Source organism: Cupriavidus sp. (genome assembly GCF_057315035.1).
This window is the reverse complement of sequence record NZ_DBHKYV010000015.1, coordinates 73,234-86,313: the sequence shown is the minus strand read 5'-3', so window position 1 is coordinate 86,313 and position 13,080 is coordinate 73,234. Positions and strand designations below refer to the sequence as shown.

The window sequence follows — 13,080 nt, the reverse complement described above, 5'->3', positions numbered from 1 at the left end:
GGTGGTGCCGGCACGCCGCGGTACCAGGGTAAGTTTGTCTATGGCCGGTCCTATTGGAACTGTTTCGGCGGATGGTGTTCAACTGCTGTATCTCCAACACGGACGACCATGAGCGAAACCATGGCTTCCTGGCCGCCGACACACCGGGCCTGTTCATGCTTTCGCCCGCTTACGACATGGTGCCGCGCATACACGCGACGCGGCGCCGTGAACATGCGCTCTCGATCGGCCAGCATGGTTTTGTCGGGACGCGCGAGAACATCCTGAGCGACTGCGCCGTGTTTGGGCTCACGCGCATGCAAGCCCGCGAGATCCTTGCAGAGGTCGAGGCGACCGTGCACGCCAATTGGCAGCAGGCATTGCTGGACGAGGGTCTCGACGAACATGCCTCGCAAGACTGGGCGGGATGCTTTGCGGAGCTGCCGGACACGCTTTAAGGGGCTGCGAGAGCGGCGGCTCACGCCGGGACAAATCGCAATTTAACCTCATGCCCTCTCCCCCAGTCCCTCTCCCGCGCGCGGGAGAGGGGAGCAAACCCACTCCCCTACTCCGGTTGCTGTGGGGTTGCCTGGATGATGTCCTCGAGTTGCGAGCTCATCGGGATGCCGAGTTTTTCGCCGGTTGGCAGCTTGTTCAGGAACCACTGCCGGTAGAGCCTTTCCAGCTCGCCAGTCGTGATCAGGTCGCGCACGGCCTTGTCGACCACGGCCGCGAATTGTGGGTCGCCGCGGCGTAGCATGATCCCGTATGGGTCATAGGACAGGAAATCGCGCGTGACCACGAACTGCTTGCCGGCGCCGTAGTGCGCCAGGAAGCCATAGAGCAGCACGTCGTCGCCGGCATAGGCGTCGGCACCGCCATGGCGTAGCACCTCGAACGCGTCGGCATGGTCGCGTGCGCGGATCAGCTTTACGTTCAGGTTGAAGCGCGTGGACAACTGCGCAATGGCATCGACATTGGTCGTGCCGGCCGTGGCCACCACGGTCTTGTCCTTGAGATCACGGAATGTCTTGATTGGCGAATTGCGCGGCACCATCAGCTTGGTGCCGGCCACGAAGATCACCGGTGAGAACGCCACGGTTCGCATGCGTTCTGCATTGCGCGTGGTCGAGCCGCATTCGAGGTCGGCCTTGCCCGACGTCACCGCTTCGAAACGGTTCTCGGATGTGACCGGCACCCACTGCACGGTCAGGTCACGGCCGATCTCGGCCGCGGCGGCAGTGACGATGGCCTGGCAGATATCGATCGAATAGCCGATCGGACGCCTGGCCTGGTTCAGATAAGAAAATGGCAGCGACGATTCGCGATAGCCGACAGTCAGCGTGCCGGTGTCCTTGGCTTTCTTGAGCGTGCCGGCCAGCACCACGGCATCCTGTGCGTGGGCCAGCGTCGCCATGGCGCCGGCCAGCATCAGCACGATCAGGCACTGCGCGGCCAGCCTGTTAGCAGATCCACGCATGGCATCAGGCCTCCGCTGCGTCGGGCTTGGCACCAGGGATATCTTTCTCGGTCTCGGGCACCGGGCCGCTGGCCAGTTGCCCTTCCCACTTGGCCACCACGGCTGCGGCAATCGAGTTGCCCACCGCGTTGGTCGCCGAGCGGCCCATGTCGAGGAACTGGTCCACCCCCATGATCAGCAGCAGCCCCGCCTCGGGAATGCCGAACTGGTTCAGCGTGGCCGCGATCACCACCAGCGAGGCGCGCGGCACGCCGGCCATACCCTTCGACGTCAGCATCAGCAACAGCAGCATCGTGATCTGCGTGCCCATCGGCAGATGGATATCGTAGGCCTGGGCAATGAACAGCACCGCGAACGTGCAGTACATCATCGACCCGTCGAGGTTGAACGAATAGCCGAGCGGCAGCACGAAGCTCGAGATCTTGCGGTTCACGCCGAAGCGGTCCAGCGAATCGAGCAGCTTCGGATAGGCGGCCTCGGAACTGGCCGTGGAGAACGACAGCAGGAACGGCTCCCTGATCAGCCGGATCAGATCGAACACGCGGCGTCCGAGGAACAGGAAGCCCGCCAGCGTAAGCAGCCCCCAGAGCACGAACAGCGCCAGGTAGAAGCTGCCCATGAACTTGGCGAACGTGATCAGGATACCCAGACCCTGCGTGGTCACCGTGGAGGCTATTGCCGCGAACACGGCCAGCGGCGCCAGCCACATCACCGCGCCGGTAATCTTGAGCATGATCTGCGCCAGATCCTCGATCACCGCCGCCATGCGCGCGCCCCGCTCTCCCAGCGTGGAAATGGCCGTGCCGAAGAAGATCGAGAACACCACGATCTGCAGGATCTCGTTATTGGCCATGGCCTCGGCCACCGATTTTGGCACCAGATGCGCGATGAAGTCCTTGAGCGTGAACGCGTTGGTCTTCAGGTTGGTGGCCGACCCGACATCGGGCAATGGCAAACCGATATTGACGCCGGGATGCAGCAGCGTGGCCATGATCAGGCCCAGCGTCAGCGATACCAGCGACGCGGTGATGAACCACGCCAGCGCCTTGACCCCGACGCGCCCCACCGTGCTGGCATCGCCCATGTGCGCGATGCCCATCACCAGCGTCGAGAACACCAGTGGCGCAATGATCATCTTGATCAGCCGCAGGAACACATCCGTGATGATCGAAATGTACCCGGCAATATCCTTGGCGACCTTCGGGTCGGGGAATGCCGTATTGCACGCGTAGCCAACCGCGGCACCAAGGATCATCGCAATCAGGATCCAGGTCGTGATATTTGACTTCTTGCTCATGACGTCTCCCAGGGGGCGGCCGTATGGATGTCCTGCGCCGAGGTCTGCACCTAGGTAACGATAGGATGCGCAGGGGCCATTGCGCAAACCCGGAAAAGCTATCTGGCCCTGAAATGCCTTTGTTTACGCCAACCGGAAACGTTGTCGACCATGCGACACATGAAAGCGATGTCGGTTTTATGCCGGGTTACGCCAGGCCGGGCTCGCCATAGATCGACGCAGCCACATCCCTGATCGCGTCCACAACCAGCAAGGCGCCCGGCGACAACAGCCGGTCGGTGGGCGTGATGATGCCGAAGTCATCCATATGGCAGCGCATCTCGAGCGGCAGGATCTCCACCATGCCGTACGACGCGTAGTACTGCGCCACATCGTCGGTCAGCACTGCAATCATGTCCGACTGCGCCACCATCTGCGTCACGAACAGCAACGCCGCCGTTTCCACGACATTCGACGGCGGCGTCAGGCTCGCGCGCTGGAACATCAGTTCGAAGCGGTGCCGCAGCACCGTGCCGGCCGGCGGGATCAACCATGCCGCCGCTGCAATATCGGCAAGTGCCAGCCCTTGCGCCTGTAGCAGCGGATGCCCCGGCCGCACCACCGCACACACCGGCTCCTCGGCCAGTGGCGCGTAAGCAAGCTTCATTTCATCGTGTTCGGGAAACAGTCGCGCAACCACGATATCGAGCGATTCCTGCGCCAACCGGTCCAGCAGCACGTTGCTGTTCTCGATCTCCACGCTTACACGCAGGCCGGGATAGTTGGCCTTGATACGTGCAATCGCGGGCGGCAACAACCGCACGCCCGGCGATGTGATCGTGCCGATGGCCACGTGTCCGAGGCGGCCTGCCTTGAGCGCCGCTACTTCGTCGCGCGCCTGGTTCAGGCTGCCGATGACTGCGCGCGCATGACGGATCATCGCGTGGCCGTAGTCGGTCGGGACCATGCCGCGCGGCAAGCGCTCGAACAACGGCACCCCGAGTAACTCCTCCAGTTCGCGCAGCAGCTTCGATGCCGCGGGCTGCGTCATCGCCAGCCGCTCTGCCGCGCGATGGACACTGCCTTCATCCGCCACGGCCATCAGCAACAACAGCTGGCGCGTCTTCAGGCGCGTATGGCTAGACCACGTTGCCGTTGGCGTCGGGGGAAGGGATGGCTGCATGGAATCGAATCTGACCAAGGGTTATTACCAATGCCGAAAACAATATCGATCCGGCCGAAAGCTTCATTAGTAGCACATCGAGAAACTCCATACACTGCGTTTCCATAACAACGAAGCGGAGACAGCTTCTCTTGCGCGATTCCATGCGACCCTCGCGCACCTGGCCACTGTTCCCGCTGGTTGCCCCCCGACCCATTCCGCCAGACACCGCCATGCCCGATTCCAACGATCCGAAGGACACCAAGCCCAAACCACCGCTGCGCTCCACCGCCTGGTTTGGCACGGCCGACAAGAACGGCTTCATGTATCGCAGCTGGATGAAGAACCAGGGCATTCCGAACCACGCGTTCGATGGCCGCCCGGTCATCGGTATCTGCAATACGTGGTCCGAACTGACCCCGTGCAACGCGCACTTCCGCAAGCTGGCCGAGCATGTGAAGCGCGGCGTCTATGAAGCGGGAGGCTTCCCGGTGGAGTTCCCGGTGTTCTCGAATGGCGAATCGAACCTGCGCCCCACCGCGATGCTGACGCGCAACCTGGCCGCGATGGACGTGGAAGAAGCGATTCGCGGCAATCCGATCGACGCCGTGGTGCTCCTGACCGGCTGCGACAAGACCACCCCGGCGCTGCTGATGGGCGCGGCCAGTTGCGATGTGCCAGCCATCGTGGTGACCGGCGGGCCGATGCTCAACGGCAAACTCGATGGCAAGGACATCGGCTCGGGTACTGCGGTCTGGCAACTGCACGAGTCGCTGAAGGCCGGCGAGATCGATCTGCATCAGTTCCTGTCCGCCGAGGCCGGCATGTCGCGCTCTGCCGGCACCTGCAACACCATGGGCACCGCCTCGACCATGGCCTGCATGGCCGAGGCGCTCGGCACCTCGTTGCCGCACAACGCCGCGATTCCCGCCGTGGATGCCCGACGCTATGTACTGGCGCACATGTCCGGCATCCGCATCGTCGAGATGGCGCGCGAGGACCTGACGCTGTCGAAGATCCTGACACGTGAGGCGTTCGAGAATGCGATCCGCACCAACGCCGCGATTGGCGGATCGACCAATGCCGTGATTCACCTGAAGGCCATCGCGGGCCGCATCGGCGTGCCGCTGGAACTGGAAGACTGGACGCACGTCGGCCGCGATACCCCAACCATTGTCGACCTGATGCCGTCGGGCCGTTTCCTGATGGAGGAGTTCTATTACGCGGGCGGTCTGCCGGCGGTACTGCGCCGCCTGGGCGAGGCCAACCTGCTGCCCCACCCCGATGCCTTGACCGTGAACGGCAAGTCGATCTGGGACAACGTCAAGGATGCGCCGAGCTTCAACGACGAAGTCATCCGCCCGCTCGACAAACCACTGATCGAAGACGGCAGCATCCGCATCCTGCGCGGCAACCTGTCGCCACGCGGTGCCGTGCTCAAGCCGTCGGCCGCCACGCCGCACCTGCTCAAGCATCGCGGACGCGCCGTGGTCTTTGAAAACCTCGAGCACTACAAGGAACGCATTGTCGACGAGTCGCTCGAGGTCGACGAGAACTCGGTACTGGTGCTCAAGCGCTGCGGCCCGCGCGGCTATCCGGGCATGGCCGAGGTCGGCAACATGGGACTGCCGCCCAAGCTGCTGCGCAAGGGCATCAAGGACATGGTGCGCATCTCCGACGCGCGCATGAGCGGCACCGCCTACGGCACCGTGGTGCTGCATGTCGCGCCCGAGGCCGCCGCGGGCGGGCCGCTGGCCATCGTGCGCGATGGCGACTGGATCGAACTCGATTGCGAAGCGGGCCGCCTGCACCTGGACATCGACGAGGCCGAGTTTGCCCGGCGCATGGCCGATGTCCAGCCATTGCAGGCGCCGGCCGATGGCGGCTACCGCAAGCTCTATGTGAACCACGTGCTGCAGGCCGATGAAGGCTGCGACCTCGACTTCCTGGTCGGGTGCCGGGGCCGCGAGGTTCCCCGGCACTCGCACTGAATTACCCCATAACCATAACGAGGAGACAACATGGATGGCACCCAAGCCGCGGCGGCGGATCGCAGCGCCGCGCTACCGCGAGAAGCAACCCACGTCGACGAGGAACAGCGCATTATCGGCATGCTGGTACGCAAGCTGATTCCGTTCCTGGCGCTGATCTACGTCGTGGCCTACATCGACCGCTCGGTGGTCGGCTTTGCCAAGCTGCATATGAACGCAGCGACCGGCATCAGCGATGCCGCCTACGGTCTTGGCGCGGGATTGTTCTTCATTGGCTACTTCCTTTGCGAGGTGCCCAGCAACCTGGCGCTCGAGCGCTTTGGCGCGCGCCGCTGGTTTGCGCGGATCCTGCTGACCTGGGGGGCGATCACGGTGATGATGGCCCTGATCCAGGGCCCCTACAGCTTCTATGCGCTGCGCTTCCTGCTGGGCGCCGCCGAAGCGGGACTTTATCCAGGCATTCTCTACTTCCTGACCAAGTGGTTTCCGATGCGGCATCGCGCACGCATCATCGGCCTGCTGGTACTGGCGCAACCGATCGCACTGATCGTGACCGGCCCGCTGGCGGGGGTGGTGCTGTCGACCGGCGGCATGTTCGGGCTGTCGAACTGGCAAACGCTGTTCGTGCTGAGCGGCCTGCCCGCGATCCTGCTCTGCGTGCCGACGCTGCGACTGCTGCCCGAGTCGCCGGCCAGTGCCCACTGGCTGAACGCCCAGGACCGCGCATGGATCGAGCGCGAGCTCGCGGCGGATCAGGCCACGTTTGCGCTGAAGTCGCACGGTAACCCGCTCAAGGCCTTGAAGGACCGCCGCGTACTGCTGCTGTCGCTGCTGTTCCTGCCGTTCCCGCTAAGCATCTACGGACTTTCGTTGTGGCTGCCGACGATCATCAAGCAGTTCGGCGTCAGCGACCTGACCACAGGCTTCCTGTCCGCGGTGCCCTATCTGTTTGCGATGGTTGGCCTGTACCTGGTACCGCGCCATTCCGATCGCCGTGGCGAGCGCTACTGGCATATCGTGGTGGTGTCGGGCGCGGCCGCCATCACGATGGCGCTCAGTGCATGGGCCCAGTCGCCGGCGCTGCAGTTCCTGTTCATCTGCCTGACCGCGTTCTCGATCTACTCGATCCAGGCCGTGGTGTGGGCCTTGCCGGGCCAGTTCCTGACTGGCGCCAGCGCCGCGGTTGGCATTGCCACGATCAATTCGCTGGCCAACCTGGGCGGTTATATCGGCCCGTATGGTATCGGGTTGATCAAGGACGCCACCGGCAGCCTGGCCGCCGGACTGTATTTCCTGGCGGTCATGCTGGTCTTTGCGGTGGTCATGGCGTTCGTGGTGCGCGCGGCGCTGGAGCCGCGGCAGTCGAAGCGTTGAACGTTGCGCGTCAGGCGTTGACGAACGGTTCGGACGGCGGCTCGTAGAAGCCGCGTCCGATCAGCCCGGCATCGCCGGCTTCATCAAGGATCGCAAGGTTGATCAGCGGCGCCCGGCCCGCCTGGCGCACCCGCGCGACATCGACGATGCCGCTGACGGGATCGACAAGCACCGACCGTCGCGTGCTCCAGTCTTCGGGCAGCCAGCTTTGCCATTCCCCCGCCAGTTGCGGCGCCTGCGTCAAGGCCTGCCCGCCGAGGCCGCAGATATCGATGACCGCGCTGTCGCCAATCGCACCTAGCGCGCGATTGGCCTCCCTGCCCGGGAAGCGCGGTCCCACCGGTGGCTTCGCGGCTACCGTCACCCACGTCTGCGCACCATGCATACGCACGCCAAATGCGGCCCCATTACCGCCGACTGCGGCAATACCGCCTCGCTGCCTGCGCAGATGCCAGCATGCCGTTGCCATCAGGATCGGCAGCACAAAACCGGCATTGCTTTGTATCACCGCCTTGTCATCGAGCGACATCATCGGCAATGCTGCCACCAGCGCGGCATTGGCCGCGAGCGTGCGGCCATGGCACTCGTCACCATCGCCGAGGGCGTGCGCGATGACCGGCATCATCGATACCGGATGGTTGCGTAGCAGCGGATCGAGCCGCTCCAGCCCCAATGCGCTGACCGCCGCCAACCGCGCCTGCGCGACCGGGTCCAGCGTGCCAAAGCGCAAGGCTGGTGGCGGGCCTTCGATCAACGGCGCATAAGCCACCGACGCACCGTCCCCCACCGCGGCCAGCGGCATCGAAGCCGATACCACCTGTGCCAGCGGCGTAGCCACGCCGTGATCCTGCGCGGGCGCCCAACGGACCTCGCCATGCGTCAGCATGCGCGCAGCATCGTCGCTATCGACGGCCATGCTTTCGAACAGCAGTGCCTGAATGGCGGCGTGGCGTACCGGTGCCGGCATCTCGCCAGCGATCGGTGGTCCCGCATGCAGCAGGACAGTCGCGGGCAATGCCGGCAAGGCCGCATCGCGGCGCACTACGCCGCGCCATGTCGCGCCTTCGAATGGTTGGGCAAACGGATGGCTCATCGACAACGCTCCTCCGGTCTCAAGCGGCCTGCGCCATCGGCAGCAACGGCGACTGCGCATCGAAACGCGTACCAGCGCGCAGGCAGAACGCCGGTGCCAGCCAGCGGTCGGTGACCACCTCGGTGCCTTCGTTGTCGCGCATGACCCAGCGGCCTCGCATATCGTCGAGCACGCTGATATCGGCCACACCGCCCACCTTCATGATGCCAAGCTCGCCTTCCATGCCGATCATGCGTGCGGCATTGCGCGTGACCATCGCCACTACGTGATCGAGCGGCAAGCCAAGCGCCAGCATGCTGGTCATCGCTGAAACCAGCCCAAAGCGGGTCTTGCCCTTGAACATATGGTCCTCCTCGTCCGGATGGAAGTCGGGCGTGCCCGGCGGCGGCGGCACCGAGGTGTTGTAGCCGTGCATGTCGGCGCCCAGCGTATCGGGAATCACGCCCGCATCGAGCACGATGCGCGCCGTGCCGTAACTGAAATGCGAGCCGTGTCCCACATCGACCTTGAGTCCACGCGCAATGGCCTCGGGCACCAGCGGATGCAGCTTGCCGTCGAGTTCGACAAAGCCGCCGGGATGGCGACTGAACGGATGGGCCAGGATATCGCCCGGCTTCAGCATCTCCACCACCTGGTTGAAGATCGAGTCGGGGTTCACGGCGCGTGCACCGCTTTCCGGCTTGGGCCACAGCTGGCCAAAATGGATATACACGGGCAGGTCAGCTTCACGGCCGATCTGCGTGGCCAACCGCATCACGTCGACGCCCCAGCGCGCAAAGCCGCCGATCTCCGCATGTGCCTTGAGACCGCGCACAAGATCGCCATTGCTGCGCGCCGACTTGACCGTGGCCGCTACGTCGAGGCATTCCGGACGATAGAGCTCCGGGTAGTAATGCCCTTCCAGCCCGCCCACCAGATAGGCCGACAGGTAGGCCAGCACGCGCGTCTTCGATGCTTCGTTCACATAGCGTCTAAAACCCGGCAGCGTGATGCAGCTGGGACCACCCTGGTCCACCAGCGTGGTAACGCCGGAATGCACGCCGCACATGTCCGGATTCAGGCCGAAGCGGCCGGTCACGCCCTCATAGACATGCGCATGGGTATCGATCAGGCCCGGCAGCACCAGCTTGCCACGGCAGTCGATGACTTCCGCGCCGAACGCGCTGGCGGGTAGTTGCTGATCCGGCGCGGTAATCGCCGCGATCGTGTTGTCCTGCACCAGTATGTCGAACACGCCGTCGCGCTGGCTGGAAGGATCGATCACCCTGCCGCCCTTCAGAAGTATCTTTGTCATGGGATTCCGATGGTCAGCCGCCCAGGTAGGCGCGGCGAATATTGGGATCGGCCAGCATCTGCGCGGCGGATCCCTGGTTGACGATGCGTCCGTTCTCAAGCAGATACGCGCGGTCGCACATTTCCAGCGCGGCATAGGCGTTCTGCTCCACCATCAGCACGGTGGTGCCTTCGCGCCGTACTTCGAGAATCAGTTCGAAGATCATCTCGACGAAGTTGGGCGCCAGGCCCAGCGACGGTTCGTCGAACATCACCAGCCGCGGCCGCGACATCAGCGCGCGCGCAATGGCCAGCATCTGCTGCTCGCCCCCCGACAACGTGCCCGCGGCCTGTTTGAGCCGTTCGCGCAGGCGCGGAAAGCGGTCCAGCATGCGCTCGCGGTCCTGCCGCACACGGTTGCGGTCGATGCGTCGGTAGGCGCCCATCTCGAGGTTCTCGGCCACCGTCAACTGCGGAAACACGCGACGGCCTTCCGGGCAATGCGATACGCCGCGTTCGATCACCGCCGCGGCTGACGTGCCCGAGATCGGATGCCCGTCAAAGGTAATGCTGCCGTGTACCAACGGCTCAAGCCCGCTGATGGCCCGCAGCGTGGTGGACTTGCCCGCGCCGTTGGCGCCGATCAGCGTCACGAGCTCGCCTTCGCGCACCTCCAGCGAAATCCGTTCGACGCCGACCGCGCTGCCGTAGCGCACCGATATCTGATCAACCTTGAGCACGTTTGAGCCCCGCTCCGAGATAGGCCCGGATGACTTCCGGGTCTTGCTGAATGTCGCGCGGCGTGCCTGTGGCAATCCGCCGGCCATGATTGAGCACCACGATATGGTCCGAGATCGACATCACCATATGCATGTCGTGTTCCACCAGCAGCACGGTGACCCCGCCATCGCGAATGCGGCGCACCATGGCCTTGAACGCATCGGTTTCCGATGGATTGAGGCCCGCGGCCGGCTCGTCGAGTAGCAGCACGCGTGGCTGCGCGGCCAATGCAATCGCCACGCCAAGCAGGCGCTGCTCGCCGTAGGCCAGGCTCGAAGCCAGCTCATCGGCGCGGTGCTCGAGGCCGACAAAGCCCAGCAGTTCGCCGACCCGCGCGCGCAGTGCCTGTTCCTCGCGACGCATCCGTACGCCGCGCGTCAATGCTTGCCAGAGCCCCGCCTTGCCTTGCAGATGCAAGGCGGTCAGCACGTTGTCGAACACCGTGCACCCGGGAAACACGTTGGTCCGCTGGAAGCTGCGCACCAGTCCCAACCGTGCAATCTGCTCGGGCGCCATGCCCACCACATTGCGCCCGAACACACGGATTTCACCGGCGGTCGGGCGCATATAGCCCGAGATGGCGTTGAACGTGGTGGTCTTCCCCGCCCCGTTCGGACCGATCAGGCTCACGATCTGCCCTTCCCTGACATCGAAGCTGACCTGGTCCATCGCCTTGAGGCCGGCGATATCCATGGTGACGCCACCGAGACTCAATACTGCGTCGCTCATGCCTTGTCTCCCTTGACCGGCACCGTCACCGGTAGCGCCATGCCGGCAGCACGGCGCCTGCCGCGGCGCAGCTGCTGCAGTGCGGGCACGATGCCGCGCGGCAGCAATACCAGGATCGCAATCATCAGCGCGCCATACAGCATCCATTGCAACTCGGGCGCCAGTACACCGCGCAGCAGCTCAGGCAGCAGCCCGAAGATCAGGCCACCCACCACTGGGCCGGCCAGCGTACCCTTGCCGCCGGCGATGACCATGATCACCATCGTGATCGTGAACATGAACATGAACACGTCGGGATCGATGATCTGCACCGTATGCGCGTAGAGCCCACCCGCGGCGCCGGCGATGCCCGCCGACACCAGCGTGGCAATGCGCAGGTAGCGTGTCACTTCGATGCCGATCGAGCGCGCCAGCGTTTCGTTCTCGCGCAGCGCGATCATCGCGCGCCCTACCCGGCTGCGTACGATGGCGGCCACGATGCACCATGCCACCACGGCGGCGGCCAGCACCAGCCAGTAGCGTGCCGCCTTCGAGGTCAGCTCGATCACGCCGGAGCCAGGCAGCCACATGGTCAGCGAAGGGATATTGTTCAGCGCCATCGGCCCTTCGGTCAGGTCTACCCAGTTCAGCGCCACCATGCGCATGACCTGGGCAAAGCTGATGGTCACGATTACGAAGTACGCCCCACGTACCCGGAATGCGAGCTTGCCCACCAGCCATCCCGCCACGCTGGCGGCACCAATGCCGGCGACGAAGCACAGCCACACCGGCTTGGGCGCGACCACTAGCGGCGTATCCATGCCGAACAGCGTTACGTCGAAGCCCAGCGACAACAGCGCGGTGGTATAGGCACCAATGCCGAAGAAGGCCACGTGCCCGAGGCTCAGCTGTCCGGTGTAGCCAAGCAGCAGGTTCAGGCTGATGGCCGCGACAATGAAGATGCCGCACGATGTGACCACCGACAGCAGATAAGGGTCAGGCCAGCATAGCGGCAGCACGGCCAGCGCGAGCACGCAGATGACGGGAGTCAGAGGCAGTCTGGAGAGGTTCATCCCACGCGCTCCTTGGTCGAGAACAAGCCCTGGGGGCGCACGATCATCACGATCAGGATGACCAGGAAGCCAATCGCATCGCGATAGGCGGTCGAGATATAGCCGGCACCGAACTCCTCGACCAGGCCCAGCGTAAAGCCGCCCAGCGCGGCGCCCGGCAGGTTGCCCAGCCCACCGAGGATCACGATCGCGAAGGCCTTGAGGCTGGCCAGGTCACCCATGGTCGGACTGACCACGAACACCGGCGCCAGCAGCGCGCCGGCTACCGCCGCCAGCGCCGACCCCAGCGCAAACGTGAGCGTGTACATGTATGGCACCTTCACGCCGACGATCTCGGCCGCGTCGCGGTCCTGGAACGTGGCGCGCATCGCCAACCCGAGCCGCGTGCGTTCGATCAGCAGGTAGAACATGCCCAGCAGCACCAGCGCCGTGCACAGCACGAACAACCGGATCGGCGACACCGACACCATGCCGAACACCAGCGGCTCCTGCGAGAACGGCGACGGCACGGCCTTGGCCACACCGCCCCACAGCAGCAGTTCGCCGTTCTGCAGGATGATCATGACGCCGATCATGATCAGCATGACCTCGTCGATGGCACCCAGATTGCGTCGCCGCAGCAGTGCATACTCGATCAGCGCCCCGGCCAGGAAACCGCCTACGGCGGCGAGCACCAGCGAGCCAAAGAAGTTGAGACCCAGCACCGATACCACCGCGTAGGCGATATAGGCCCCCATTGCATAGAGCTCGCCGTGCGCGAAGTTGACCACCCGCATGATGCCGAAGATCAGCGTCAAGCCGATCCCCAGCAGTGCATAGGTCGCCCCCAGTACCAGCCCGTTAAGCGCGTGCTGCAGGAACGAATCCACGTGATTTCCTCCTTCGATGCCGT

Annotated in this window: 12 protein-coding genes; 3 read left to right on the top strand and 9 right to left on the bottom strand. The window is 64.4% G+C overall.

The genetic code is table 11. From position 1 onward, the window contains the following. The first annotated feature begins 53 nt into the window (after positions 1–53). Complete coding sequence (locus tag ACO550_RS19115) at positions 54–437, top strand: HipA domain-containing protein (RefSeq protein WP_315594047.1); 384 nt, start codon at positions 54–56, stop codon at positions 435–437. 107 nt (positions 438–544) lie between these two features. Here the strand turns inward: ACO550_RS19115 and ACO550_RS19110 are convergent, their stop codons facing one another. The 3 genes from ACO550_RS19110 to ACO550_RS19100 all read right to left on the bottom strand — a co-directional run bounded on the left by ACO550_RS19110 (position 545) and on the right by ACO550_RS19100 (position 3,918). Then, a complete protein-coding gene (locus tag ACO550_RS19110; RefSeq protein WP_485994936.1) occupies positions 545–1,459 on the bottom strand; it encodes an amino acid ABC transporter substrate-binding protein in 915 nt (304 codons plus the stop codon). 4 nt (positions 1,460–1,463) lie between these two features. Then, positions 1,464–2,756 (bottom strand): cation:dicarboxylate symporter family transporter, encoded by a 1,293-nt coding sequence (locus ACO550_RS19105; RefSeq protein WP_315594046.1) that lies wholly within the window; start codon positions 2,754–2,756, stop codon positions 1,464–1,466. A gap of 187 nt (positions 2,757–2,943) precedes the next feature. Continuing rightward, positions 2,944–3,918, bottom strand: coding sequence for a LysR family transcriptional regulator (locus ACO550_RS19100; RefSeq protein WP_315594045.1), 975 nt, complete (start codon positions 3,916–3,918; stop codon positions 2,944–2,946). A gap of 212 nt (positions 3,919–4,130) precedes the next feature. Between ACO550_RS19100 and ACO550_RS19095 the strand changes: the two genes are divergently transcribed. Both ACO550_RS19095 and ACO550_RS19090 read left to right on the top strand, forming a co-directional pair. Then, entirely contained in the window at positions 4,131–5,888 is a 1,758-nt protein-coding gene (locus tag ACO550_RS19095; RefSeq protein WP_315594044.1) for a dihydroxy-acid dehydratase, read from the top strand. Positions 5,889–5,918: 30 nt separating this feature from the next. Continuing rightward, complete coding sequence (locus tag ACO550_RS19090) at positions 5,919–7,262, top strand: MFS transporter (RefSeq protein WP_315594043.1); 1,344 nt, start codon at positions 5,919–5,921, stop codon at positions 7,260–7,262. A gap of 10 nt (positions 7,263–7,272) precedes the next feature. Here ACO550_RS19090 and ACO550_RS19085 read toward each other — a convergent pair whose 3' ends face one another. Genes ACO550_RS19085 through ACO550_RS19060 form a run of 6 tightly spaced genes read right to left on the bottom strand, consistent with a single transcriptional unit; the run spans position 7,273 to position 13,057 of the window. Then, positions 7,273–8,355, bottom strand: coding sequence for an oxamate carbamoyltransferase subunit AllG family protein (locus tag ACO550_RS19085; protein WP_315594042.1), 1,083 nt, complete (start codon positions 8,353–8,355; stop codon positions 7,273–7,275). A gap of 19 nt (positions 8,356–8,374) precedes the next feature. Beyond that, positions 8,375–9,649 (bottom strand): amidohydrolase/deacetylase family metallohydrolase, encoded by a 1,275-nt coding sequence (locus tag ACO550_RS19080; protein ID WP_315594041.1) that lies wholly within the window; start codon positions 9,647–9,649, stop codon positions 8,375–8,377. A 13-nt stretch (positions 9,650–9,662) separates the two neighbouring features. Further along, a complete protein-coding gene (locus ACO550_RS19075) occupies positions 9,663–10,367 on the bottom strand; it encodes an ATP-binding cassette domain-containing protein (RefSeq protein WP_315594040.1) in 705 nt (234 codons plus the stop codon). Beyond that, the gene (locus ACO550_RS19070; protein WP_315594039.1) at positions 10,354–11,136 is read right to left on the bottom strand and encodes an ATP-binding cassette domain-containing protein; all 783 of its coding nucleotides are present in this window, start codon (positions 11,134–11,136) and stop codon (positions 10,354–10,356) included. Before ACO550_RS19070 ends, ACO550_RS19075 begins: the two co-directional genes overlap by 14 nt. Then, positions 11,133–12,188 (bottom strand): ABC transporter permease subunit, encoded by a 1,056-nt coding sequence (locus ACO550_RS19065; protein WP_315594038.1) that lies wholly within the window; start codon positions 12,186–12,188, stop codon positions 11,133–11,135. The genes ACO550_RS19070 and ACO550_RS19065 overlap by 4 nt, the downstream gene beginning before the upstream one ends. After that, positions 12,185–13,057, bottom strand: coding sequence for an ABC transporter permease subunit (locus ACO550_RS19060; protein ID WP_315594037.1), 873 nt, complete (start codon positions 13,055–13,057; stop codon positions 12,185–12,187). Before ACO550_RS19060 ends, ACO550_RS19065 begins: the two co-directional genes overlap by 4 nt. Positions 13,058–13,080 lie beyond the last annotated feature (23 nt).